A 26,171-nucleotide genomic window follows, 5' to 3' on the forward strand; every position below is an offset into this window, starting at 1 on the left:
ACCATCCATCTGAGCCCTGTCGTGAGAGGTGATGGATGCGGCGCGTTGTGCACGTAGACGCGCTAGCCACAGCGCGTGATCCGCCGTCACGTGCCCTCCTCGAATCGCAACGTGATCGGAGACAGGTAACTCACCGGAGCAGCACTGTCGACGTACAGGTCGTCCGACAGCTGGGCAGAGAACGGTAGATCCGGATCGCTAGCCGCACCGAGCACCTCGACCACCAGACGCACCGCGCCAGGCCAGCCAGCGGCAAGAAGTTCTGCGGTAAGGTCGAGTTCCGGCTGTCCGCGAAGCCGAAGGCGAAGAACGGCCTTACGTCGCTCACGGAGGCGGTCCTGCCGCTCGCGGGCATGTTCGACCGGGTTGTCCAGCATGGGCGTGTCCAGCGTCAGCGGCGGACGCTTCCGGGCCTCGCGCGGCCGATGCTGCTCCAACATCAGCAGGACCTGCTCAGGCCCGAGCAGAGCGGCCGGCGGATCGAACACGGTTCCGGCGAACACAGCAGCCAGGCTGTCCGGATCCGAATGGAAGGCGGCCGTGCGGTACTGCTCGGGCTCCAGCATCGAGAAGTCGCGCTCGGTGCGAGCGCGCGCGAGCAAGCGGTCCACCAGCTCGTTGGCCGCCGCAGCGTAGCGAAGAGCCTCACTGATCAAGCGACCACTTGAACCACTCAACGCGGGGAACCGATCCTCAACGACGTGAACCAGTGCGCGCGCTTCACCGAGCAGCCGATCGGCTCCTCGATGGTTGCGTCGCCCTTCGCGCACTTCCTCGAGCGGCCTGGACCTCAACCGCAGCAGCTCGCCGGTACTGATGGACAGTGCGTGTCTGAGGCTTGTCAGCCGTTCCTCAACCTCGCCGAGGTCGAGCAAGCCGTCAGCGATGTCCCGCCTGGTCTGATCCAGTGAAATCAAGATCTCCTGGACACCACCGCTGTGGGCGAGACGGTCGAAAACGAGCAGCGCCGCGACTCCGACCGGGTTGAAAACGTACCGACGAACGTCCGCATGATCACTGCGGCGGCGAACCAAACCCATGGTCTTGAACAACTCGAACCGGTTCTCGAAGCTCCCTGGGGCCGCTTGTCCGCAGGCGTTCTCCAACTCGGCCATAGTCAGTCCGTCACCCGAGTCAAGCTCACCGAAAGTACGATAGACGGCACGCGCCCACTCGATGACGTCCGAGTCTTTGATTACCGCGTCGGACTCGTTCGCGACCGGCGCGACGAACGCCCTGACCTGCCCCAAATAGTCCGGCCCAGCACCCGGTTCAGGAGCAAATAGATCAACTTCTGTCAATTCCGATTCCCGTCGACGGGCCTGGATGCGCGCTCCGAGGGATCTTTCCTCACAACGACATGACGCCAAACGCAATTCTGCGGAGACGCCGTCCTACGTGTCGTACGACTCTGCACGACTACAACCTCGGGGGAGCCGCAGGTTCCCTCCTCCAGAGTGGGGATTGGCCGCAACCGTTCCTCGGACTGGCTCCGATGCGGTGTCACTGTTGTCCACCCTGACCAGTTGTCGATCACATCGACCCGCAGCCGAGCTTCGCTACGCGATCCATCGGGCTTCACCCGATTGGCCGAATCCAAGGTGTCACATCCTGTTTGCCGCCTTCCGCCGCAGGTCCGTGCGGCGTACCGGCTGCGTGATGCGGTGCGAACCCCGGTCTACGGACTCTCGGTGTAGCCAGACGGGAGGCATGAGTGCGAGTGAAACGGTGGTACTGGTTGCGGCGATAAGAGCAGAACCTGGATGAACGTGCGGGTGGTGGTGGGTCGTGCAGATCAAGCAGGAGAGCCGAGCGCTCAAGGCCAAGGCGCTTGCGTCCCTGGTCTCGGCTGTTGAGGCGTTCAACTCACCCAACGACAGAGGACGAGCGACCGGAGTCTTGCTGTACCTCCAGCACAGTTTCGAGATGCTGATCAAGGCAGCTCTCGTGCAGACCGGCGTGCCCGTCTTCGACAAGAAGACCCGCAGGTCGGTAAGCTTCAAGAAGTGTGTGGGGCTTGCGTCGGCCAATCCGTTGATCAATCTTGCCGAAGCCGACGCGGGAGCGCTTCGGGCGATCGATGCACTGCGCGACGACGAGCAACACTGGTTCAACGTCGTCCGAGAGCAACTGCTGTACCTGCATGTACGGGCGGGCGTCACACTCTTCGATGAATTGCTGCAACGCGTGTTCGCGGACCATCTCGCCGACCACCTGCCACACCGCGTACTCCCTGTGAGCGTTGACCCCCCGCGTGACCTGACCATTGTTCTCGACGAGGAGTACCGCCAGATCGCGGCACTGCTCCAGCCTGGACGACGAGCCAGGCATGAGGCCCGAGCACGCATCCGGACGCTCCTGGCGATGGAGGCTCACACCGATGCCGGGGCGCAAGTGTCCGAAGCGGATGTGAACCGCGTCGAACGGCACATCAAGAACGGCGAAACACGCGCGCACGTGTTACCGCACCTGGAGGATCTCGCTACGACCGTGGACGGTTCGGGCGTCACGATCACCGTGCACTTCACGAAGAAGCAGGACGGCGCACCGGTGCGCTTCGTCGCCGATGCATCAGTACCCGCGGCGGCGATCCGGGAGGTGGACATCCAGGAACGGTTCCGCCATTCCCCTGGCGAACTAGCCCGCACGGTCGGATTAACGCCACCGAAGAGCCGCGCACTCCGGCGACATCTGGGCATAGACGGCGATCCGTCGTGCTGCCACGAATTCACGCGGGGACGTACAAGCTGGCTCGGGTTCTCGGACAAGGCCCGAACCCTGATGCGCGAAGCCCTCAAGTCAGTCGACATGACAGTAATTTGGAACGCCCACGGCTCGCCGTCGCGCAGCCGCTCCTCGCCCTGCCCAGACGTTACCTGTCATGCGCTCAAGGGACCGGCTTGAACGTGGGTTCCACAGCCGCTGCTCGGGCGGGGCGGTAAGAACGTGTTCCTCCAACTCCACGGCCGTGGCCCGGTCGGCGGTGGTGGCCCAGCACAGCCACAGTCCGGCTTCCCGCATGGCCAACACCGCCCAGCCCTGGGTGTCCAACCGTTCCCCGACGGCCAGGCTGCCGTGCGAGGAAGCCACGTCGTTCAGGGCGCGGTCCAGCACCGCGCGGCCCAGGCCCGAGACCGCTGCCTTGCCGGTGCAGTACGCGGCCATCCTCCCGCTCAAACCCGCACCCCCGCGATCGCCGGCCATGCCGACATAGACGAGCTCCGTCGCGGTTGCGACCAGGTACACGCCGGGCAGTCGCGGCGCCGCAGCGGGCAACAGATCGAACCGGGTCCAGGAAGACCAGGTGGCCAGAGCGACCACGGACCTGGGCAGGCTGACCATCAAGCCGCCAGCCTCGGCCCGCGAGTCCTCGGTGTCGGTCATAGCGGCCATCCCCCATAACGCCACATGAGTGCTACCGCCCGGACCATAGCTCCGCTCAGGCAGACGTCGCCTCCACACCCCGACATCGGCACAAAGCGCGCGGTTCTACGTGATCAGGCTGTAGCGGCCGTCGTCATGTCGCCGGAAGTACGAGGTGTAGCGACCAGGATTGCCCAGGCGGTGCTTCGGCAGGAACACGTGGTAGGTCGCGTCGGCCCATCCCGGACACGCCTTCTGGACGTCGGCAGGGCGGAAGCGTTCCGGTAGAACGCCCTGAGATCTGGCTCGACGGATGTCTTCGACGAAGCGACTCACGGCCGGAGAGTGGCACGTCACGTAATCGAAGACCACCTCACTACCCGAACGGGCGTCATTCCGCTTCACGCCCCACCACCCGGTCAGCGGCATGAGCGCCGCCGACTCACCACGTACGACCAACCGCCTGGGAGCAGCGCTATGGGAGCAGATTGGGAGCCACAGGACGCGCCCAACCGCACCCAACGGCTCCCAGCCACGGTCAACTGCACCCACGCAGCCTGCTGAAGGCTTGTTTCCGCAGGTCAGAACAGATGTCGATGTACGTTGACACAGTAGGAGTCCTCGGAGACGTCTCCAACTGCGCTCAACGGCGCGAAACCGCAGGTAACAGCCCTCAACCGCACTTACGACGAACCTCGTACACGAGTGACCACATACGGAGCCTGCAAGACCAAGTGTGGTCACCTCGCCGAACGCTCGACCGCCAACTTCTGGCGCGCCGACGGTGCCTCCGAACCTGCCGATCGTCGTGCTTCCCCGATACGCCGAGCACTCAGTACGGAGCCGCTGCAGGGGGTGCTCGGCACCGTCTGACGGCTCAGGGTGCGTGCTGCTCGAACACTGCCCGTCTCCTCCATGCCTGCTGGCTCGTACCCTTGCGGGCCGTCCGCCGGTCGGGAATGAGGGCTGGTGCCGGTGCAGCCGGACTGGTTCGTTCACACCGTCGAGGGAGACGTTGTCGAGACCGGTTCGTGGAAGCTAGCGCTCCCACACGAAGTCGCCGGATAGCCCAGAGGCGTTGAGGTCGGACATCCGGTCGATGACGTCCAGGCATCGGCTGCGGACGTCATCGTGGCCCTGCCGATAGAGCCTTAGCACGATGGTGACCATGTCGCGGCTGACTGCCGCGGTTGCGGTCCTGATGTCGCCCAGGTCGCCGCTGGCGATGTCGATCGCTCGGTCGCAGGCGTCGAGGATCGCTTCGGGGAGTAGCGCCAGGCTGTCTTGCAAGGCGCGGAACAGGTTGTCGAAGTGATCGGTGAAGGCCTCGCTCGTGGTGAATGCTGAGACCAAGGCCTGCGTAGTGGGTGCGTCGGTCTGGTCGAGTGAGGTGACGGCAGCAGCTGCGGCCTCGCGGACGGTTGGGTCGCTGTCGTTGAAGAAACGTGTCACGAGATCAGGTCTGATCTCGGGAGCGCTGGCCATGGTGGTCGCAGCACCTCGTCGGGCGGCGATGGCGAGCATGTCCGGATCTGTGGGTATGGAGGAGTCGAGGCGGTTCCTACCGAGGGCGTTGGCCCAGACCTGGCCCGCGCGTTCGGCGATTGTGTCCGGTCCTGCCAGTGCGCGCGCGAGGTATCCGGCGAACCGCTGCGGGTCGCGGAGTGTCGCGTAGGTCAGCAGTCTGGTAGCCGGGTGGGAATCGAATATGTCGATCTTCGGTTCGCTGAGCAGTTGGTCTGCGAGGTTCAGCGCTTCATCGATGTGGGTGTTGAACAGGGCGAGAACGGCTTCGGTGGTCTGCGTGCGGACGGCCATGATCGGGTCGTTGGCCAATCGGGCCACTGTGGGCAGCAGGCGGTCGCCGAACTCGGGTCGGGCGAAGAGCACTTGACCGATCGCTTCGGCGACTGCGCCTCTCGTGCAGTTCATGCCCGCCATGTGGAGATCACCGTTGTAGTACCACTGGCCGGATTGCGACGCGGTACGTGCTGCCTCGCGCTCGGGGTCGCTGTCCTGGGAGTAGTGCTCCAGTAGTCCCAGTAGAACTTCGTCGATGTCGCCCGGATTTGCTTGGACCGCCCGGCATACGGCACGGCCTGCCGCCGGGCCCGCGACCTGATGGGCATGGGCGCAGAGTTCGGACAGCAACGGGGTCGAGATCTTGCCGGCGACTGCTTCAACGACGTGGACGATGTGGTGGGCGGGGATGTCGGCGTCGAAGGTCAGGGCGAGGCGGGTGAAGCGCTCCGGCTCTGATTGGGCTGCGCGACCGAGCATCCGGGCCAGCTCCAGGACTCCTCCGACCGCCGCAGTTGTGGAGTAGTTCCTGGTGTTGTCGTGGTACTTCCCGATGGCCCGCACCCAGTCTTGGTCGGTCATGAACCCGGATGCCTTCTCGGGCACGGGCGGCCCGACGAAGTGCGCCATCATCGGTCGGGGTGCCGCAGGCGGATCATGAGGGAAACGGCGTTCGAGCTCTGCGATGCGGCGCGCGCACTCCGGCGGCAGTCGCTCTCCGGCGATCGCGGTGAGCAACTGGTACTGGCTGTAGCCGTGTGTGGAGCGGCCGTGCACCGCGGCCTCCCACGGCGGGTAGTACTGGAGCAGCATTCGGCACAGCGCGGCCAAGTGGTCGTCGTCGCAGTGGTGTGAAGCGGCTTCGACGAGCTGACGGGTGGCCCACCGAGGGCTGTCGCTCCAGCCCAGGCGAAAGTTGCGAGGATCGGAGAGCAGCCAGTCGACTGCCTCGTCGGCAGCTTGTTCCGCACCGGCTGCGTACGCCCGGCAGGCCAGGAAGCGTAATGCCTCCAGATCGCTGCCAGCGAGAGCCCTGACCACGTTGTCGTCCACGGTCACCATGCGGGAGGCTATGGCGCACAACGCTTTTTCGACACCTGTGAACAGGGCGCTGTCAATCTGCGGGTTGCTTTCGATGACGCGATAGCTCCATCGCGGGCTGGCGAGCAGGTCTTCTGGATCGTCCCGAAAGCCGGTGGCCTCGATGACGTCGACCAGGAACGGCAGGACTTCGACGAGGAACTGCTCCGGTGCGGCCTCGGCGATGTCGATCACCGTGGATGCGCCTCCGCCGCTGGAGCCGCTTTTGAGATGTCCCGAGGCAAACGGGTCGGGGCTGCCGTCCTCCTGAGCGCGAAGCTGTGCACGGCGCAGGTGCGCGCCGATGATGCGCGCGGCTCCACGCGGCTCGTCGTCCTTCAGGCCGTAGAGGATGCTCCAGAAGTCGCTGTTGACCGCGATGGGACCACGGGCATGGTCGAGCAAGCCCTGCTCGACAAGTTCCACCGTGAGATCCACCAGCCCAGGAGTGAGGGACCATTCGACCATCGATCTCAGCCGGTTGTTCCACTCCGGCGAGGTACCGATGTGAGGACGGACGAGTTCGGCGACGCGCTCCGGCCGTTCCCTGGCCGCGATGACCAACTGGTTGGCCGCACCGACCCTATCGGGGTCGCGGAGCATCGCCTCCCAGCGGCCTGCCCGGTCCGCCGCGTCGAACCACCGCTCCGAGGACAAGAGCACGGTCAGTTTCCCGCTACGCCGGGAATCACCGAACGCCAGCGGTTCGAGCGCCGACCAATCGTCGCCATCGGCATCGAGCCCACCCAGCACGCCGACGACCACGTCCAAGAGGTGCGACCGGACGGTGGTGCTGGTCAGCAGCTCTCCGACGGTCGCGCGAAAGGCCCGCCGGTCGGTGCCCGCGAGGAACTCCAGCACCTGACGGGTCTGCGCCCGCCGGAACAGGTGCTGGCCGGACCGCACCAGGAACTCATGGAGATTCTCTCCCCGAGCGACGAAGGCCCTGGCGAACACGAAATCGAAGTAGGTCTCGTGACAGAAGCCGATGGTGACCGTGTCGTCCAGGAGAACACCCGCAGACGCCAGCGCCGACACCTGTCGGCGAGGCACCTCGTCGAGTACCGCTGTAGGTACTTGAAGCACTTCGTTGTCGCTCATGTGCGACACGAGCGTGCTCGTGATCGTGGCCCAGTCCAAGCTGCCCAGCTCCGCCTCGACCGCTTGCCGGGTCTGATTGGTGAACTGCTCGTACAGGTCGGGCAACGTCCGGTACGTCAGACGCTGGGAGTCGAATGACAGCCTGCTGAACACGGCGAGATGCAGCGGAAGACGCAACAGTTCCAAGGTAGGAGGTTGGATCGACGCCACGTCGACACCACCGGCTTGAAGGGCGTCCTTCACGGCGGTCGCTTCAAGGCCGGCGATCTCCATGCTGCCGACCCGCAACTCGTCGGACAGTAGCGACCGCATGCGGGGATCGGCTTCGAGGTCGACCGTTCTGACCACGAGTACGATCTTCACCCCCGGATACCGTTCCGCCTCCTCCAGCATTTCGGCTACCGCGTCGTAGCTGTCCGGCATCCGACCGCTGTAGGTGCTGACCGCGTCCAACTGGTCGATTACGACCACGCGCCGTGAATCGCCGGCGGTTTCGTCGACCACCACGACCGGAGAATCCGACAGACCACAGGAAGCCCCCAGTTCCTCGGCCGAGGAGGAAACCTTCTTGATCGCGTCCATGCGGACCACTCCGGCCGTCCACCCGGCCTCGATCAGTTCCCTCACGGCATCAGCCACGACGCTGCTCTTCCCCGAACCTGCCCGTCCGTGGACGACAAGCACCTGCCTCGGGTCCGTGGCCAGCCATTCCACCAGGACCTGCGCGGCTGGGTGAACGGCCATGAACCGCGGCCTGGTTGCCCTATTGCGACGACGATGCCGCTCGACGGTCCTTCCGAGCGCTTCCCTCTCGTCCTGAGATGAACGCCGCTTACTCGCTGGTGCCCCGGACATGATCAGGTCGCCCTGAACGGTGACGTCCCTGGCCTGGAGGACATTCCCCATGACGTTGTGCGCGGAATTGGAGACCACGTCGACGGTGTCCGGGAGGAAGCCGGCCTGAGCTTCTTGCTCGGACGGTTCCGTCTTCCTGCGGCGACGGTGCACTGCCAACTCCTGAACTCCCTTCCTCAGCGGTGGAACGTGGTAACGCGGATCGCGTGAGGACATGCCGTCGAAGGTGGTGAACCACGCTCAGGCGTGTAGTCACCCATGCCGCTCCAGTGGATCCGCTCAGGTCAAAGGTGATCTCGACCATGAGACTCGGGAGGCGGTCGCTCTAACGGAGCACCCGTCGGGCAGACCGCATGCCTAGGTGTGATCGCGTACATGCGGCTTGTCAGGTTGGGACGAGCCGGCATGTGGCCGACGTTCCAAGAGCGAGACCACTCGTCCTCCAGGCCGTTGCGTCGTCGGCACCGCCAGCGTTGCACCGCTCTCGGGTGTGCGGGAGGTGACGATGCGGAACAGGTCGGGTGGCACGCGGCACTGCTCGATCAGGGCTGTTTCGTCGATGCCCTCTTGAGCGAGGAGTTCCACGGCTCTGGGCATGAGGGATGGTTGTTCGATGGCGGTGACGAGTCCGGGTTCGTCGCGTCGCCACCCGCGCGCCGAGATGGTGGTCATGGCGTTGCGGTACGACACGTCGCTGAGCCGCCCGAGCCACCGTGCCTTGTAGAGCAGGGCTTGGATGCTCACGCCCCACTGCTCTTTGAGCCGGGCCAGTGATCGCCAGGCGTTGCCGCCCATGCTGGACGGGAGCAGGTCGCGGATCTGCTCGGTGGGCATCAGCAGCTCCGCCGCGAAGCGGTGAGCCTGGTCCTCGACGATCCGGCCGCCGGGTTCGGCGTCGCCGTGCATGACGAGGTGGCCCAACTCGTGCGCCGCGTCGAACCGCTGGCGGTAGTAGTCCCGCTTGATCGGATTCAGTATCACCACCGGACGCAGCCGACTGTCGAACGAGTAGGCGTCCACGGATGCCGCCTGAGGCGGGCTGAACACCACGAGCACGCCGTGGTTCTCCAGCAACCGCACCAGATGTCCGGCGGGGCCGTTCTCGATCCCCCACTGCTCGCGGACGAGTCGCGCGGCGCGTTCCGGGCCGTCACCGTCCCGGTCGTCGACCGCGACCGGGAGGCACGGCACGTCGGGTTCCGGGAATTCGACGTGCCGCTCCAGGCTGGCCGCGATGTCCACGGCCAACTGTCCGTAGGCGTAGGCCTGGTCGCGGGCCAGCTGGCTGGTGGAGCGCAGCGAGCGGAAGTGCGGGGTGGTGCTCAGCGCGGCGACGTCGTCCGGGCGGATGGCGAAGAAGCCCGGTTCGACCGCCAAGCTCAGCGCCAGCTGCGCCACGGTGGCGGCCGTGGGTCGCTTGGCTCCCGACTCCCATCCGCTCACCGCGGTGGGGCTCTTCTCGATCAGGGTGGCGAGGTCGCTCTTGCGCAGGCCTGCCAGGTGCCGGGCCATGGTCAGGCGGGCGCCGTCGAAGAACGCGGCGACCTCCGCCGCGCGATCGGCGGTGGGCGTGCGAGGGCTCACTTCTGATCACGACGGTGGTCGTTGCGTCGTTCCTCGGCGGGACGCAGGCGGACCGGTGCGTCTGGTGTGGTGTTCGGCCCGGTCGGCAACGGCGTGTCGTCGATGCGACGTCCGCCGGTCGCGGGCGGGGCACCCAGCAGGTCCTGGTACCAGTACCAGGCCTGACCGCCGCCGGTGTTCAAGCGGGGACGGCCCAGGACGAGTTCGGCCTGCTGGCTGAGCGGGTCGAGGGTGTGGCCGACGACGTAGGTCGTGAGGTCCAGGTCCTGTTGTGCCGCCAGCAGGAATTCCAGCCCGCCGATCTCCTCGTCGTCGAAGAGCGTCGGCTGCGGCGGCTCGGGGTTGCGCTGGCCGGCCACCCGCTGCTTCGTCGGGCTCTTACGTGGCCAGGGCAGGACGTCGAGCTTGCCGTAGTCGCAGGAGGCGAGCAGGAACCGTCGTTCCCCGTGCGCCCAGCCGGGGCTGCCGTTGAGGTTCGCGCGGCGGACCAAGCCGGAGTCCAGGTGGGGCATCGAGGCGATGTCCCGGCCGGACAACTGGTCGTACAGCACGTCCAGGTCCGCGTCGTCGTTCCCGGAGTGCACCGCGTAGCGCTCGCAGGCGAACACGCGGTCCAGCCGGTCGCGGAACAGCGTGAACCTCGTGTTGCCCAGCCACGCCGCGTCGTGGCCGTCGGCCTCGGAGTACGTTTCCAACGACCGGGTGGTCGCGGACACATACGCCCACCGCACACCGGCCAGAACCCCTGCGTCACCGAGCTCCGAGATCACTTCCCGCTGTTCGCTCACGACACTGAAGCTACACCACATCCAGTATTTAATGCTTCAGACCCAACCAAATCAGCGTGTCGCCGTGAAGATTCGACACCTGACCACTCCTCACGGTTCACCGGGTCGCCCACCCAGTGCGACCCGGCCTCCTCGGGCAAACACCGCCACACGCTGACCACAACGAGGAAGAACACCCGAACGGAGGACACGATTCGCTTTAGCCAACGCGACCCCATTTCGTCGCCCGCAACCCGATCCTCCCAAAATCCTCCCAAACACCGAGTTACCGACCAGTACAGGCCACTGTGGACAGTCGACTCAAGATCGAAATGAGTGCGCGAAAAAGCCCGCTGAACTGGGCTTTCATCCAGATCGAGCGGGCTTCTTCAGACCGTCGGGACGACAGGATTTGAACCTGCGACCCCTTGACCCCCAGGCTCGCCCGGATCATGACCTGACCTGAGGAAACAGCGTTAGCGTCGCTCAGGACGAGTCAGTTAAGCGCAATCCAGCGCAGGCGGATTGCATTGCGGCACAACGAACTCTCCTCCATCCGCTCCTCCTCGTCCACTCCCTTGACACGAATCAAGTGACCAGTACCCCGGAAGGGCTCACTCCGTGAGGCGGAGTGACCACCGGGTGGCGCCGCGGGTGTGGCCGTGCACGGCCAACGCCAGGAGCACTGCCAGACCTGCGGCAGTCCAGTGCGTCGCAGGTCCCGGGTAGCCGGTGACAGGCAGGACTTCGTCTGCGTTCGGCACCAGGTGGTTCACCACCGCGCAGCCGAGGTAGAGCACCAGTGTGGTTCCGCCGGCCAGTGCCGGTCCCAGCAGAGGGCTGAGGCAGAACGCGATCCCGGCGAAGACGAGGTAGTTGGAGACCTGCCACGCCCAGGGCACGTCCGCGGGTAGCCGTGTCGATCCGAGTACGAGGATCACCAGGGGCAACAGGATGCCGGACAGCGCGCAGAGGACCGAGACCAGTGACGCGCGGTGGGAACCCACTCGGTCCCACTCCCACAGGCGTGGTCGCAGCACCGCCGCGGTGGCGGCGGCTCCCACCACGGCGCACAGTTCCGGGAAGGGCAGGCGGTTCTGCGGTACGGCCGCGGATAGGTGGATGACCACGGCCCGGCCGCCCAGGAGGACGCTCAGCAGGCTGAGCGCGGCTGTGACGACCACGGCGACGTGGAACGACCGCGATGCCAGAACGACGCGGATCACTGGCCGGGGAGCGTTTCGGGTGTGAGTCCGCAGCCGGCGATCCGGTCTCCGTTCGCGGCGATCCACCGCTGGACGGAGGAATCAGGCATACCGGTGAAGACGTTGCCCGGTGCGGCCGTCCCGTCGAGCCAACGGCCGAGGTCACCGGCCAGACGGACTGACTCGGGGTCCGCTGTGCCGCGGAGTTGGTGGCAGGGCCCGAGACCGGATAGGACACCGACGGCCTGGACCGGTCGGCTTTCCGAGGGGTTGTGCGGTTGGACCGGGACCCAGAGGACGGTGTCGCGCGCCTGGGCGCGCCACACATCCGTTCCGTTGACGGGCCGTCCCCGCAGGGCCTCGTCGTAGACCCGGGTGAACGGCGCGGAGCCACCGTGGCGTGTCAGGGCTGCGTCCGTGGCGGCGATCATGATCCCCAGCCGCGAGCGGTGTCCCTCGTGCACGCAGTACTCGACCCCGTTGACCGCTCGGCACACCGACGGAGTCTCTGCTTCGTAGGCGAACAGGGCGGGTTTGGACAACAACGGCGGCACGACCAGCACGGCGGGAATCAGCAGCGGCAGCAACGCCAGGCCGCTTCCCCGGAACCGGCGGTTCGCGCGGTGTCGGCGCACGAGTCCGACGGTGGCCCACACGACCGCGATGGTGGAGGCCGTCAGGAACGCCAGGCGGTAGACGACGAAGGGGGTGGACTGCACCACGCCGAGCACGGGCTTGATGTGCAGGACCGGCGCCAGTGCCGAGAACGTGTCCCCGCCGCTGCCCAGCGCGGTGGCGCCGAACAGGAGCACGAAGGACAGCGGCGCGGTCATGGCGGTTCTGGTCACCGCGCCGACCAGGTAGCCGATGGCGGTCGCCAACACCAGCCCGAGCACCCCGGTGAGCATCACCCCGAGGTCGGGGCCGCCGTACTCGGCGCCGGACACCGTGACCACGACCAGTGGCAGGAGCCCGAGCAGGTAGGCGCCCACGAACGCACCGATGAGCAGACCCAGGTGTCGCGCCACCGTCTGCCTGCCCGCACGCGTGGCCGAGGGCAGGGCGAAGATCCGTGACGGCGGTAGCAGACGCCCGGCGAAGTAGGTGGCCGCCGCCGCCGCGATCGGTGCGGTCAAGGCGTTCTGCTGGTGGAACTCGGCCGAGGTCTGCACCCACTCCTGATAAGGCCACGCCCGCATGGCGCCGGTGGCGGCGACCACGACGCCGGTGATCGCCAGTACCGGCAGCAGGACGGGCCAGACCCCCAACGGAGACCGCAGACGGACCCGAGGGACGACGGCGGCGCCGTCCGGTGGCGTCGGGCCGGACGTGCGCAGGTCAGTCACGGTCCGCTCCCAGTTTCGCGACCAATGCGTGGTAGGCCCGCTCGAACGGCGAGCCCAACACCCCTGAAGAGGGCGTGCTGTCGACGAGTTCGGTCAACTCCGCTTCGGTGCCGTCGAAGGCCAGCCGGCCCTCCGCGAGAACACCGACCCGTTGGCACAGGTGGGAGATGTCCTCGATCAGGTGCGTGGACAGCAGCACCGTCCTGGTGCGCCCGATGTCGGCGATGACTTCGCGCAACCGCATCCGCTGGGCGGGGTCGAGCCCCACCGTCGGCTCGTCCAGCACGAGCAGGTCCGGATCGTGGGCGAGCGCTGCCGCGACGCCCAGCCGCTGGCGCTGTCCACCGGACAACGTCCGCACGCGTGCATCCGCCAAGTCGTCCAGTCGTACCGCCGCCAGCGCACGGAACGCCGCGTCGGCGCATCCACGCCGGTCGACGCCGTTGACCCAGGCCGCGTAGGCGACGGTGTCCACCACCCGCATCCCGCCGACGAGCGAGAACCGCTGTGGCACGAATCCGATCGTGCCCGAGGAGGAGCCCTGGAACCGGACACCGCCGGAAGCCGGACTCTCCAGGCCGACCAGCAGGTTGAGCAGCGTGGTCTTGCCCGCGCCGTTGGGGCCGAGCAGTCCTGTCACCCCGGTGTCGATCGCCCAGTCCACTCCCGACAACACCGATTTCCTGCCGTATCGGAATTGCACGTCATCGATGACTATTCGCACGTGATAGCGCCGATCCTGCCCGGGTTATTTTCGATTGGAAGCTTGTTCGTGTGGCGCGGACAGTGTCCGCGCCACACGAACGTTACTCTAGCAGGTGCCGGTTCGACCCGATTCGATCTCGTTGCCCGTCGAACTGATGGTCCACGTGTAGTAGTAGTCCCATCCGGCGCACTCCCCGTACACGCCGACATCACCGTTACCGAAGCCGGTCTTGGTGGTGGTGCCGTGGACAGTGTCCGGCTGCCAGGTTCGGTCCTTGGCAATCTTCACGGTGAGGTCGACCGTGCCGCTGCAGTCTGTACGGCTTCCGACACCATAGATGGTGCCGTCGGAAACCCAGTACGGGTTGTTCGCACCCAGGCCGCATGCCTCCAGATCCGGTGCACCCCACGAGGGAGCGGCCATCGCAACCCCTGCGGCCGAGAACACTCCGGCCATGATCCCGGCAATGACAAGACGTTTCATGCCACTCCTTTTGCGTGCACCAGAGATAATCAAAATCGTTGCCGATCGACAGCAGGGAAGTAATTGACGCCCCGCCTCAACCCACACTAGCCGGTAGTCGCAGAGGGCTTCGATCACCCGAACGAGCGGGATGATCGTCACACCCTGCACTGTTCGGGTAAGTTTTTTCTCGCCTTCAGACAGGTCAAGCCTTCACTATGGGAAAGTTCCCCAACTGCAGGTCACAGCCACATTAATGGCCGACAAGCGAGCACCCCTTCACACTCATTCCGGAAGTTACATGCGATCACAAAGGCGGATTTCACTCACGGACCGCGAGCGCAGATCGTCTCATATGGCTGAATTGGCGGCCTTTACGGAGCTGTTTTCGAGCTACTGGGGTTGGGTGAGTCGGCGGCTGGTGATGCGGATCACGGACCAGCGGACCATGGCCTCGTGGTGGTGGCGTAGGCGTTCGTAATCGCGGACGCGGCGGCGGTGCCCGGTGATCCATGCCAACGTCCGCTCGCCCACCCTGTGCCTGCCGAGAACCTCCTCCATGCAGGTAGAGGGCCTGCGTAGCCCCAGTTCCTGAAGCTCTCACGGGCCACGGTTACCGTCCGCGTGATGTCGTCCTGTGGGGTGTCAGAACTCTGCACGGGGATGCTGAGCTGCGACGATCGCGCGCGCTGGACCTTCTAGGCATGATCGTGAGGTGTGGCGTTACGGCTGCTGTACCTGATCTTCGTTCGATTCGGTGACTGGCTGGTCCTGCTCGGCCGGTCCTCCGCGGTCAAGGACGTCGAACTGCTGGTGCTGCGGCACGAGGTCGCCGTGCTGCACCGGACCAACACCCGCCCGCGGTGGGGGGGTGTCCCTATGTGGTTGTCAAGCCGCAACTGGAACGGGAGCAGACTCGGGTTGCCGGTAGTGGGCGCGGTTGGCGTGTGGGTACGCCTCACGGCGCTGGGCGTGCTGGACGGCGCCGTCGGCGGTGCCGGCGCGGAGGGCGGCGTCCGCCGCCCGGAGTGACCGTCCGGAGTGGACGGTGGGACTCGCGGAGTCGAGGGAACTCCACCTTGCAGCTGTGGCGCTCACGCGTGGTCCGGGGCTCGTCATCGGTCCAGGTCGTCCGGTAGCGCGGTCAGCGTTGGTCGCGAGCGATGGCGCCATCCATGCCAACCGGCTGGTATAGCGTGGAACCGCGGCCAAGACCATCGCGTGAACAGAGCACGGAGCCGTCGTCCACCCATAGACCGTCGGTGGCCCGTGCCGGACTTTGACGGGACGATGCCCGTGGGGTTCCGGCGTGGATGATGTCTGTGGGCATTGGATGAGTGCCGCAGGAGTGCCGTGCGGGCGCCCGGTCGGGCACGAGCCGCCACACCGCCCCGCAGCCGACGGCATCGTACGACCGGTGCGGCGCGTGCGATTGACGGCTCGGGACCGGGCCTATCGTGACCAGCTCGGAGTGCCGCCGAACGAGGCGCTACCCGCCGCGCAGGGCAGCGCCCACGTCCACGCGCGCGGGACCCAGTCACCTCGGCGGCGGCCGCGGCGACGGCGTGCTCCAACGACCGTGCACACCGACTCCGCGCAGCCACGCCCCGAGTGGAGCGCGAAATCAGGGAAGGCGGCGACCCCACCGCCTCCGCCGCACAAGGTCAGGGCACGGTCGCAGGGCACCTGCGGCGCCTGCGGCAGGAACTACGGGACCGGCGCGTTCGTGGCGAAGCAGCGGGAAATCCTCTCCGGGGAGACCTTCCGCGGCCAGCGGACGTCGACGTGGCGACGTGGTGTCGGTCCGGGCAGGACCCGGGAACGCTTCTGACCGCACCCGACGAGACTGTCATCGCGACCGCCCCAGCAGAAGTGCCAGTTCACGCGGATAGGGTACGCGCTCAGCTGCATGAGCACCGCGACACCGAGCCTCTGCGCTACGCGTGGCCCGCCGTGGCCGAGGTATGCGGCGCCTGCTGAATTTCTATGCCTGGGACACCGACGGCCTGCGTGACGACGTGCGGGCGGTGGTGGTGGAGGCGATCGGTGACCCCGAGGGCGGTGTGCTGATCGTGGACAAGACGGGATTTCTGAAGAAGGGCACCAAGTCGGCCGGGGTGGGTCGTCAGTACTCCGGGACGGTCGGTCGGATCGAGAACTCGCAGATCGGGGTGTTCCTTGCCTATGCCTCGCCGCGTGGGCGGGCGTTGATCGACCGGGAGTTGTACCTGCCCCGGTTGTGGACCGACGACCGGGAACGCTGTCGGGCGGCGGGAATCGGTGACGAGGTCGGGTTCGCGACCAAGCAGACGCGCCCGGCGGATGATCGAGCGGGCCGTGGAGGCCGGGGTGCCGTTCGGGTGGGTGACCGCGGATGAGTTCTGCGGCAACGACACGGGTTTCCGCCTGTGGCTAGGAGTCTGGACATCCCGCATGTGGTGGCGGTGCGAAGTCCCGGTCGACCAGGTCGCCGGCGCGGCGCCCGTCCTTCGCCGGATCGTGGTGCAGTTGCTGCTCGCCGACGGACGACACGTCCAGGCCCGCGCGGTGAGCAGGATCGGTCAGCGTGGTCAGCCGGGAGACGGTGTCCGCGGCATCGGGGCGTCAGTGGCGGAAGAGTACGTGGTGCCCTGCTGAACGGAGGATTGGTGGGCGAAGCTCACCGGCTGTGTGGCTGTTCCCGGTACCGTTATCCCGTTGTCGATTTGTCGGGTCGGGAGCGAAGCGGGGGCCGATGGCGCGGATCGTTTGCGTGCATGGGATCGCTCAACAGCTGCGGGGTGAGCAAACCTTGCTGCAAGCCTGGTGGCCGGCGATCGCCGATGGAGTGGCTCGTGCCGGCGGTCCTCCGGTGCCCGCCGGCGACGTTGCGATGGCGTTCTACGGTGACCTGTTCCGGCCGCCCGGTGAGCTGCTGGCCGTCGGCGATCCGCTTTACAGCGCGGAGGACGTGCGGCCGGGCTTGGAGCAGGAGCTGCTGCTGGCCTGGTGGCGCCAGGCCAGTGCAGTCGACGACGGGGTGCCGCCACCGGACGCGGACACCCTGGTCCGGGTGCCGCGGTCGGTGCAGACCGCGTTGCGGGCGCTGTCGCGGTCGAGGTTCTTCGCCAGGGTCGCGTTGCGCGCGCTGGTATTCGATCTCAAGCAGGTCAGTGGGTACCTGCTCGATCCTCGGTTGCGCCAGGAGGCACGTGCACTGGTCGCTGCGAGTGTCACGCCGGAGACCCGCGTGGTTGTGGCGCACTCACTGGGTTCGGTCGTGGCCTACGAGGCGCTGTGCGCGCTGCCCGACCACCAGGTACGGGCGTTGGTCACGCTCGGCTCGCCGCTGGGGATCAGGAACCTGATCTTCGACCGTCTCGACCCGACCCCGCGAACGGGGCGCGGTGTGTGGCCGGGGCCGGACACGTTGGCGTGGACTAACGTCGTCGACCGCGGTGACGTGGTCGCGCTGGAGAAGGACCTCCGGATCCGGTTCGGTGACCGGGTCAGCAACGCGGTGGTGCACAACGGGGCCCACGCCCACGACGCGACCGCCTATCTCACCGACCCACTGACGGGCCAGGCGATCCGTGGGGGTCTGAATGGCCGGTGAGGACCGGTTTCTCATCGCCACCGCCGTCGCGCACTACCGCGACGCACCGCACCTGGACCGGCCGGGACTGGTGGACGCGCGCCAGGAGATCGTCGACCTGTTCACCGGGACCTTCGGTTACACCCACGTCGACGAACTCAGCCTCGACCCGACCCGCCACCAGCTGACCGCGGGGCTGCGCGCGTTCTGCCGCTCACCGCAGCGCAGGCCGGACGACATGGTCGCAATCTACCTCGCCTGCCACGGTGAGATCCTCGACACCAGTGGCGAGCACGTCCTGCTGACCGGCGACAGCGACCCGGACGACATCGCCGACGCACTGCCCACCGAGGAGCTCGCGCGCAAGATCCTGCTGGACACCCCGGTGCGGCGGGTGTTGCTCATGCTGGACACGTGCTACTCGGGCCGGGGCGGCCACGACTTCACCGCAGCGGCACTGACCAAGCTGACCCAGCACTGGGACCGCGACCGGGGTTCGGCGCTGGTCGTCATGACCTCGACCCAACCGTTCGAACAGGCGCAGACCGGGGCGTTCCCCGCCCTGTTCCGCCGCTCGGTGGACGGGCCGTCTGTCGCCGGCCATGCCCCGGCCACGCTGGCGTTGGACGCGGTTGTCCAGGCCATGAACGACGACCCGGTCAGGCCCGGGTTCCAGACGATCACCTGCGCGTTGACGCATGTCACCGGGACGCTGCCGCCGTTCCTGCCCAACCCCCGCCACGACGCGAACTCCGGCGAGGTCGACCTGGCCATCCAGCAGGCCCGCGAATGGCGGTCCGACGCCGGCCGGCGCGAGCTCGAGTTCCGCACCACGATGCTGCTCCGGGCCATGGGAGGCCGCTCGCCCGACCGCGGGTGGTGGTTCACCGGCCGGGTGGCCGCGCTGACCGACCTCACCCGGTGGCTGCGTCAGCCCGATCCGGCCATGCCCTTGCTGGTCGTGACCGCGGCGCCCGGCTCGGGCAAGACGGCCGTGCTGGGATTCGTCGCGGCTCTGGCCCATGCGGACTGGCGCAGCACGGTGCCGATGAACTCGCTGGGGCTGTCCGAGGACACGATCCCGCCGCAGGGTTCGATTGACGCGGTCGTCTACGCCCAGAACCGTACCACCGACCAGGTGTTCCGGGCCATTGCCGCCGCGGCACGGCTGGACGCGGACACGCCGGACGCCCTGCTCGACGGCCTCATCGGCCGCGAGCGCCCACTGACCGTGGTCATCGACGCCGTCGACGAGGCCGCGCGCCCTGAGGAGCTCGCGCAGGAGTTGTTGCGGCCGCTGACGCAGCACGCGCGCGGCCGGTTGCGCCTGCTGGTGGGCACTCGGCCGCACCTGTTGACCGGCCTCGGTGTCCGCCGCGAGGACAGCGTCGACCTGGACGCGCCCCGGTACGCCGATCTGGAGGCGCTCACCACGTATGCCGCCCGGGGCCTGCTCAGCGCCGTGCCCGACAGCCCGTACCTCGGCCAGCCCGCACCGGTGGTTCAGGCCGTCGCGCGGCTGATCGCCGAGGCCTCCGCGCCCTCGTTCCTCGTCGCCCGCATCGCCAGCGCGACCCTTGCCGCGACCCCGGTCGTCGATCCCGGTGACGACGGGTGGCGCCGGTCGCTGCCGCGATTGCCCGGCGAGGCGATGCGGCACGACCTCGACACCCGGCTGGGGCCGCAGGCCGCACGCGCGCGGGACCTGTTGCGTCCGTTGGCATACGCCGAGGGGCAGGGCCTGCCCTGGGAGGACATCTGGCCGTCGCTGGCGTCCAGGATCGCCGGCGCGGAGTACCGCGACGAGGACCTGTTCTGGTTGCGGCGCAACGCGGGTTCCTACGTCGTCGAAGCGGCCGAGGACGACCGTTCGGTGTACCGGCTGTACCACCAGGCGCTGGCCGAGCACCTGCGCGAGGACGGCGACCACCGCGCGGTCCAGCACGCGTTCGTCCAGGTGCTGGTGTCCCACGTGCCGCTCACCCTCGGCGGTGCGCGGGACTGGGCTCGAGCCCACCCGTACACGCTGCGGTACCTTGCTACGCACGCCGCCGAGTGCGGTGTCCTGGACGAGGTCATCGCCGACGTCGAGTACCTCGTGCACGCCCACCCCGACGAGCTGCTCGTCGCGATGGGGAAGCTGGCAACGGAGGAGGGCAGGCTGACCGCCGCCGTCTACCGTGCCTCGGTCGCGACCCACCGCGACCTGCCGCCGGCAGACCGGCGTCAGATCCTCGCCACCGACGCGACCCGCCTCAAGGCGCCCCAGCAGCACACGCTCGCCAGGTCGATGGAGTGGGTGCCGCGCTGGGCGAGCGGCGGGCAGCTCAGCACCACCCTGCGCGGCACGCTCACCGGCCACCAGGGCACCGTGACCGCGGTGGCCTGCGCGCAGGTGGGCGGCAAGCCCGTTGCCGTCAGCGGCGGCAACGACGGGACCGTGCGGGTGTGGGACCTCGCCACTGGTGCCCTGTTGACCCGCCTCAGCGACCATATCCAGGGCGTGGAGTCGGTCGCCTGCACGACGGTGAACGGGCGGCCGGTCGCCGTCACCCTCGGGGCGGCGCTCGGGAACCCGCTCGTCGAGGATCTGGCCACTGGTAGCGCGCTTTACCACCTCGCTCCGGAGGGCACCTGGGTGAGCGCGGTGACGTGCCAGGATCTCGGCGGGCAGCCCGTCGCCATCATGGGCGTCAACGACGGCACGATCCGGGTGGTCGACGTGGCCACGAGGGCGCTCCGTGGGCTCGTCCCGCCGTGGGACTCGCCGAAGGCCGTGGCGCACGGTGAGTTGGACGGCCGATTGGTGGTCGTCGGCCTCGGCCTGACGGGGAAGGTCACGGTCTGGGAGGTGGCCACCAGTGCCCGGTTCGCGACTATCGGTCATGAGGACTGGAGCGTGACCTCGGTCGCGTGCACCACGGTGGACGGGCATCTCCTCGTCGTCACCGGCTGCGACGACAGCCAAGTCCGTGTGTGGGACCTGACCGCTGGCGCGCTGCGCGCCACCCTGACCGGCAACCTCGCGGTGTACGCCGTCGCGTGCTCTGTGGTCGATGGACGCGCGGTCGCAGTGAGCGGTGGTGTGGACGCGACCGTGCGGGTGTGGGACCTGACCACCGGGGACCTCCGCGCCGCGCTCACCGGGCATCTGGAACCCGTGACCGCGATCGCGTGCACCATGGTTGACGGGCAACCGGTCGCGGTCACCGGCAGCGAGGACAGCACGGTGCGCACGTGGAGTCTCGGTGGTCTCACTCGTCCCAAACTGAAGGGTCATGCCGGCGACATCGTTGACGTGACCTGGTGCGAGCTGCCCGGTGGACCGGTGGCGGTCACCGCAGCCGAGGACGAGACGGTACGGGTCTGGGACCTCGCGACCGGGGCCGTACGCGGGACTCTGACCGGCTACGTCGGCCCAGTGTCCGCGGTGGCGTGCGCGAGTGTGGCCGGACGCCCGGTGGCTGTGACCGCCGGGTTCGCGACGACGGTGTGGGTGTGGGACCTGCTAACAGGCACCCTTCGCTACGACCTGAGCAGCAAGGAAAGCCCGGCGCGCCAAGCGAACTGGGTAAGCGCGGTGGCCTGCACGGAGGTACACGGAAGGCCAGTCGCGGTCACCGGCAGTTCGACGGTCGGGGTTTGGGACCTGACCACCGGAGCGCTGCTCGGCAGCATCACCGGCCACAACGGGCGGGTGCGCCTGGTGGCCTGCACGACCATGTACGGCCGCCCAGCCGCGGTGACCACCACCGGCGAGGAAGCACTGCGGGTGTGGGACCTGACCACCGGCGCACCGATGGCCACGGTCGCCATCGGCGACACTTGGTTGACGGCCTTGACATGCACCACAGTGGACGGACGCCCGGTCGCCGTGACAGGCGCGGAGAACGGGGCGGTTCAGGTGTGGGACCTGACCACTGGCACCGTACGCACCACCCTTACCGGCCACAACGGCGTGATCAGTGCGGTGAACTACACGAATCTCGACGGTTCGCTGGTTGTGGTCACGGCAGGCAAAGACACGACGGTGCGGATCTGGAACCTGGCCAGCGCCGAGCTCGTCAGCACGCTCAACTTCCCTTCCCCCCTAAGCGCGCTCTGCGTCGGCCCAACCGGCGAGATCATCACAGGAGTCGGCTGGGACCTGGTGGTAACCGGCCGACGACCGAACACGCAACCAGAGCCGGGCTACGGCACATCGTGGTGACGTCCGCTTATCGGGCATGAACGGACGTCTGGGAACAGAAGTGGTCTCCGTGCGGCATCATGATCTGGTGCTGGTTCAGGTGAAGGGGTTATCCGGTCTCCGGATGCTGCTGCGCTGGTCGAGGTGCGGACCTCGGTGGGGACGGTGGTAGCCCGCTGGTGCGGAGACCTGGCGGTGTCACCGGGCGCGCACCGCGCCGGCTGACTGCTCCTCCCATCGCAGACCGGTAGGCACCATCGTGTCCGCGCATAGGCCGTGTTGCGCGCCATCCGCGCACCCGGAAACGACAGGTCCGGCAACCTGTCCAGGCGATAGCTCGCCCTGCAGCCCGACATCCCGCCACCCCCGATTCATCCGCGGCGGCAACCACTCCACCTGGTTACGCCGCACATCCGGCCGGCGCTCCACTGCCGTCTACCGCTTCGGCGAAGAACCGCAGATCGCGGGTGTGACCTCGCCAGTCGCTGCACAATTCGGTGAACGCTCCAGATGTCCACTCCGGACGGGCCATCGATAGAGCCATTGAACGACGACGCCTCACGCTCCCATGTGGACTCCGCTACCAACGGCCCTCCTCGTTGCGACACCGCCTGTGCTCGAAAGCCCGCCGATCGTCCTCGGTCGATTCCCCCCGCGTCCGCGGACTCCTCCCCGTCACAGTGCCCGCTCAGCCACTTGCGGGCGTGAAACCACAAGCAGTCCAAGAACCGTGCCACATCCCGGGCAACGGCCTGCTGGGTGTGACGTAAGGCTGTGGCCATCTCGTACGAGGCGAAGTCTCGTTCAACACCAGGTCGAACGAGCCATCCGGTGCGTGCGGCAGCCCGACCCGTACCGGCCACAACATTCGCAGGTTGTCCCGGTGGACCGTGCCCCGTCGCGTCGCGACCGGCCTGCACCATGCGATCGCGTGATCTGCCTAGCACAGGGGGCACAGGCGAGTACACTCTGTAACCGGAACTGACGGGTTGGGGGCGTTCATGGTCCTGTACGAGGGGACAGACGGATGGATTGGCGTCGAGGGGACGACGTTGACAATCCTCCGGACGGACAACAGGGATATCGGCCCTCGCACCCTTCCTTTTCAGGCTTTGAGCCGGGTGACTCTCAGGGAAGCGACGAGGCTACGCCGGGGGCACATCCAGTTGTGCTTCGGCACCGGCGTTCGGGTTCCGAAAGGGGCGGATGACGTCCCGAACATGATCAGATTCGGTTACGAGAGGCGAGAGCAGTTTCGGGCGCTCTACGAGTATCTGCAGGGCGTCGTGCGGACGAATGTGTCCACCGGCGTCGACATGGCAGCGGCGTATGAGGCCGCGAATGATCCATTGGCGGTATGGCAGGTAGCCCAAGCGCGGCGACAACAAGATGAGCACCGCCAGCGAATCGACAAACTGGCCCGGAAGATCGGACCTGAGGCTGCGGCGCGTCAGGACATCATGGCCGCGGGGATTGCTTCCGCCACGGGTGAGCGGTGCTGGCTCGTCCTCAAACACCTGCCTGGCCTTCTGCTCGGCAGAGAACTGGTCGTTGTAGTCGCCGAGTGCTTTCTTGGCAACGTTCTGGGCACGGTGGTACTGACGAACCAGCGGGTCATGTTCGTCAACACGAAGTTCTCCGGGGACCAGGTGCAAGTGCTGCGACTAGGCGAAATCATCGCGGTGTCGGCATCTGTAAAGCTCTTCAAGGGAGCACTTAAGGTGCAGACGTTGAGGGGTGCCATGGAGTTCAGTGGCCTCAGGATCGAAGACCTGCAACGGCTCGACGAATCACTGCGCCGTGTCGACGGAAACGTCGGAAGTGCCAATCAGGCCGCGTCGCACGGCGGCCGGAGCGTACTGGACCAGATCGCTCAGCTTGCGGAGTTGCACGAGGCCGGCGTGCTGAGCGCTGCGGAGTTCGAGGCGAAGAAACAGCAGTTGCTGGATAGGCTGTGACATCCCTGCCAGGCCAAAGCGTGGTGGGGTTGATGGCGCGGGTCGTTTCGCCGTCCTGTCTCAATGCCGCTGACTGAAGAACCTCCGCCGCCCGTCGCCGCAGGAGCTGTTCCAGCCGGACCGGATCCATGTCGGCGCGCGCGACCAACCCAGCGCCAACACCTCCGACCGCCTCGAACGTGTCCGCCACCGCCTCCACCACGGCGGCCTTGTCGTGATCGGACACATGCCGGAACTCCGCAGCCGACACCGTGCGACAACTGGAAAAAGGCGTCACCGACCCGACGGCACCCGACCCGACGCTGTGGTGCACGTGGGGCACCTTGGCAACCAGCATGGTCAACATCCTGTGCCGCACATCGGAACGGATCGACATCTTCGCACCGCTGGGCATCCACCCGGCCCTCGAACAGCTCAATGCCTACCGCTGCACCGCGTACGTGCTGGAGCGAACCGTGGTCGACCGCCGCAACGTCACCATCCGCGTGATTCCGCGCGACGTCAGTCTCTTCCCCGGCATCGAGTGCCACCCGCTGACCCGCTTCTCCATGCCTGACGGCCCCGCGGTGATCTTCTACGCCTACGTGCACACAGCGCACTTCACCGCGGAAACCCAGCACCTGCTGTCGGCGTACGCGCTGTTCGAGCAGCTCGCCGAGTTCACCGGCACGGCGGATCTCACGTAGTCAACCCGACCGCAGCAATGCAGCGCTTGGCTACCGAAACCCGTGCCGCCTTCGTGGCCGCCGCCGACACCGTGGACGTGACGCTGCGCGACTACCGGAACGTGGACGAGGACGCGACGATCAAGGAGGTGTCCTGATGCCGTTGGAGACCGCGGTCCAGGGCGACCCGGCCAGCTTGCGGGCGACCGCCGAGTGGCTCCGCGAGCTGGCGCGGGCCGCCGAGGAGGCCGGGACGACCGCGCGCGGCGCGTCGACCATGTCGGAAGCGGGCTGGACGGGTCCCGCGGCGGACTCGTTCCGCGCCACGGTCGGTGCCACCCTCGGCGAGGTCGACGGGATCGCCGCCACGGACACCGGCGCCGCCGCCGCGCTCGACGCGCACGCGGCGGACCTGGAGACCGTAAAGGCGCGGATGGCGCAGGCGGTGGCCGTCGCCTCGGGAGCCGGGCTGACCGTGTTCGGCACGCTGATCTGCGAGCCGTCCGGTCTGGCGGAAGGCGCGAAGCTGAAGGCGTTCGAGGAGTGCCTGCGCACCGTCTCCGAGGCCGACGCGCTGGAACGGGACTCCCAGTCGCGGCTGACGGACTTTTTCGGCACGCTCGGCGACGCGGCCACTCACCCGGCGACGTTCCTGGCGCTCGACGGCGCGGCGGGCGCGGCCGGCGCGCACTTCGCGGGACGGATGGTGCAGCTGTCCGAAGCCGCGGACCGCTACACGTCAGCGGCGACGACCACCACGGTCGTCGCCGGACAGCTGGAGGCCTCGGGCCGGTCGATCCCCTCGACCCAACGCTGGGACCTGCTGCGCACCAACGCCCTGAACCAACGGGAGGCGGAGCGCCGGAGCGCGGAACTCGCGCGGCTCGTCGGCGGCCAAACCGCCACCACGGCCCAGAATGGCCGGTTCATCCTGACCACGAACATCGGGAACACCACCCGGTGGGGCCAGAGCCTCACCGGGCGGTTCGGGACCGTGGTCAAGAACGTACCGTGGACGGGGCTCGGGCTGACGGCGGTCGGCGTCGGCATCGGCATCGGCATCGGCATCGAGATCGTCAACGAGCCGACCGTCGAAAACTCGATCGTCGCCGTCACTGCGGGCACTGCGGGCCTGGTGGCGTCCACCGCGATGGCATCGGCGGTCACGACGGCGATGGTGGGGTCTGCGGTACTGGTGGGCGCACCTGTCCTGGCGCCGGTGGCTGCGGGCGCCCTAGTGGGCGTGGCCACCGCGTACGTAGTGCAACAGTGCGGCGACGAGGCCGTCGAAGGAGTCAAGGACGTCGGCGGGGCCGCGGTGGACAAGGCCAAGGACATCGGGAAGACCGTGGGCGGCGGAATCAAGAAGACGTTCACCGGCGGCTTCCTCTGACCTTGCGGTCCGGGCCACGCGCCGACGCGGGCGGCCCGGACCGCAAGGTCAGCGGGAACAGGGAGCTGTAGGCGTTGAGGGCCAGGTTGACCACCCAGGTGGGCGTACGGGGCTTGCCCAAGG

Annotated in this window: 19 protein-coding genes and 2 pseudogenes; 8 read left to right on the top strand and 13 right to left on the bottom strand. The window is 67.4% G+C overall.

Annotated elements, in window-relative coordinates; genetic code table 11:
- Positions 1-86 precede the first annotated feature (86 nt).
- A complete protein-coding gene (locus tag OQ02_RS24675; RefSeq protein WP_156077284.1) occupies positions 87-1,301 on the bottom strand; it encodes a hypothetical protein in 1,215 nt (404 codons plus the stop codon).
- Positions 1,302-1,788: 487 nt separating this feature from the next.
- On the opposite strand from OQ02_RS24675, the gene OQ02_RS42695 reads away from it, so the two are divergent.
- A complete protein-coding gene (locus OQ02_RS42695) occupies positions 1,789-2,904 on the top strand; it encodes a DUF3644 domain-containing protein (protein ID WP_197043477.1) in 1,116 nt (371 codons plus the stop codon).
- On the opposite strand, the gene OQ02_RS44055 is transcribed toward OQ02_RS42695, so the two are convergent.
- The 10 genes from OQ02_RS44055 to OQ02_RS44070 all read right to left on the bottom strand — a co-directional run bounded on the left by OQ02_RS44055 (position 2,800) and on the right by OQ02_RS44070 (position 14,830).
- Complete coding sequence (locus OQ02_RS44055; protein WP_156077285.1) at positions 2,800-3,384, bottom strand: hypothetical protein; 585 nt, start codon at positions 3,382-3,384, stop codon at positions 2,800-2,802. The genes OQ02_RS42695 and OQ02_RS44055 overlap by 105 nt on opposite strands.
- Positions 3,385-3,489: 105 nt before the next feature.
- Positions 3,490-3,699 (bottom strand): hypothetical protein, encoded by a 210-nt coding sequence (locus OQ02_RS44060; protein ID WP_156077286.1) that lies wholly within the window; start codon positions 3,697-3,699, stop codon positions 3,490-3,492.
- 702 nt (positions 3,700-4,401) lie between these two features.
- Entirely contained in the window at positions 4,402-8,415 is a 4,014-nt protein-coding gene (locus OQ02_RS42700) for an nSTAND1 domain-containing NTPase (RefSeq protein ID WP_156077287.1), read from the bottom strand.
- A 141-nt stretch (positions 8,416-8,556) separates the two neighbouring features.
- On the bottom strand, positions 8,557-9,783 hold the full coding sequence (locus OQ02_RS24695; RefSeq protein WP_051772761.1) for a helix-turn-helix domain-containing protein: 1,227 nt from the start codon (positions 9,781-9,783) through the stop codon (positions 8,557-8,559).
- Positions 9,780-10,571, bottom strand: a complete 792-nt coding sequence (locus tag OQ02_RS24700; protein ID WP_033440909.1) for a hypothetical protein — start codon at positions 10,569-10,571, stop codon at positions 9,780-9,782. Before OQ02_RS24700 ends, OQ02_RS24695 begins: the two co-directional genes overlap by 4 nt.
- Positions 10,572-11,164: 593 nt before the next feature.
- Positions 11,165-11,776, bottom strand: coding sequence for a hypothetical protein (locus OQ02_RS24705; protein ID WP_033440910.1), 612 nt, complete (start codon positions 11,774-11,776; stop codon positions 11,165-11,167).
- The gene (locus OQ02_RS24710) at positions 11,773-13,101 is read right to left on the bottom strand and encodes a hypothetical protein (RefSeq protein WP_051772762.1); all 1,329 of its coding nucleotides are present in this window, start codon (positions 13,099-13,101) and stop codon (positions 11,773-11,775) included. Before OQ02_RS24710 ends, OQ02_RS24705 begins: the two co-directional genes overlap by 4 nt.
- Complete coding sequence (locus OQ02_RS24715) at positions 13,094-13,777, bottom strand: ATP-binding cassette domain-containing protein (RefSeq protein WP_231500212.1); 684 nt, start codon at positions 13,775-13,777, stop codon at positions 13,094-13,096. Before OQ02_RS24715 ends, OQ02_RS24710 begins: the two co-directional genes overlap by 8 nt.
- A 135-nt stretch (positions 13,778-13,912) precedes the next feature.
- Complete coding sequence (locus tag OQ02_RS44065) at positions 13,913-14,431, bottom strand: hypothetical protein (RefSeq protein ID WP_156077288.1); 519 nt, start codon at positions 14,429-14,431, stop codon at positions 13,913-13,915.
- A 231-nt stretch (positions 14,432-14,662) separates the two neighbouring features.
- Complete coding sequence (locus OQ02_RS44070; RefSeq protein WP_156077289.1) at positions 14,663-14,830, bottom strand: hypothetical protein; 168 nt, start codon at positions 14,828-14,830, stop codon at positions 14,663-14,665.
- 156 nt (positions 14,831-14,986) lie between these two features.
- On the opposite strand from OQ02_RS44070, the gene OQ02_RS46030 reads away from it, so the two are divergent.
- The 5 genes and pseudogenes from OQ02_RS46030 (at position 14,987) to OQ02_RS24750 (ending at position 23,990) form a co-directional block, all read left to right on the top strand.
- Positions 14,987-15,301, top strand: coding sequence for a hypothetical protein (locus OQ02_RS46030; protein WP_156077290.1), 315 nt, complete (start codon positions 14,987-14,989; stop codon positions 15,299-15,301).
- Between the two features lie 929 nt (positions 15,302-16,230).
- Positions 16,231-16,716: pseudogene (locus OQ02_RS40235) on the top strand (IS701 family transposase); the annotation flags it as partial.
- 425 nt (positions 16,717-17,141) lie between these two features.
- Positions 17,142-17,864, top strand: a complete 723-nt coding sequence (locus tag OQ02_RS24740) for a hypothetical protein (RefSeq protein WP_197043478.1) — start codon at positions 17,142-17,144, stop codon at positions 17,862-17,864.
- Positions 17,854-22,053, top strand: coding sequence for a WD40 repeat domain-containing protein (locus OQ02_RS41285; protein WP_051772764.1), 4,200 nt, complete (start codon positions 17,854-17,856; stop codon positions 22,051-22,053). Before OQ02_RS24740 ends, OQ02_RS41285 begins: the two co-directional genes overlap by 11 nt.
- Positions 22,054-23,033: 980 nt before the next feature.
- Positions 23,034-23,990 carry an SHOCT domain-containing protein gene (locus tag OQ02_RS24750; protein ID WP_033440983.1) on the top strand — a complete coding sequence of 319 codons (957 nt, stop codon included), beginning with the start codon at positions 23,034-23,036 and terminating at the stop codon, positions 23,988-23,990.
- 121 nt (positions 23,991-24,111) lie between these two features.
- Here the strand turns inward: OQ02_RS24750 and OQ02_RS47235 are convergent.
- A pseudogene (locus tag OQ02_RS47235) lies at positions 24,112-24,336 on the bottom strand (hypothetical protein); the annotation flags it as partial.
- Here OQ02_RS47235 and OQ02_RS24755 point away from each other — a divergent pair.
- Positions 24,242-24,676: a Scr1 family TA system antitoxin-like transcriptional regulator gene (locus OQ02_RS24755; RefSeq protein WP_156077291.1), complete on the top strand. Its 435-nt coding sequence runs from the start codon at positions 24,242-24,244 to the stop codon at positions 24,674-24,676. The pseudogene OQ02_RS47235 and the gene OQ02_RS24755 overlap by 95 nt on opposite strands.
- A 136-nt stretch (positions 24,677-24,812) precedes the next feature.
- The gene (locus OQ02_RS24760) at positions 24,813-26,048 is read left to right on the top strand and encodes a hypothetical protein (protein WP_033440915.1); all 1,236 of its coding nucleotides are present in this window, start codon (positions 24,813-24,815) and stop codon (positions 26,046-26,048) included.
- Here OQ02_RS24760 and OQ02_RS44080 read toward each other — a convergent pair.
- Positions 26,029-26,169 (bottom strand): hypothetical protein, encoded by a 141-nt coding sequence (locus tag OQ02_RS44080; RefSeq protein ID WP_156077292.1) that lies wholly within the window; start codon positions 26,167-26,169, stop codon positions 26,029-26,031. The two genes, OQ02_RS24760 and OQ02_RS44080, sit on opposite strands and share 20 nt — an antisense overlap.
- Between the last annotated feature and the right edge of the window lie 2 nt (positions 26,170-26,171).

It is taken from the genome of Saccharothrix sp. NRRL B-16314, from assembly GCF_000716595.1.
In the GTDB taxonomy this organism is placed as follows: domain Bacteria; phylum Actinomycetota; class Actinomycetes; order Mycobacteriales; family Pseudonocardiaceae; genus Actinosynnema.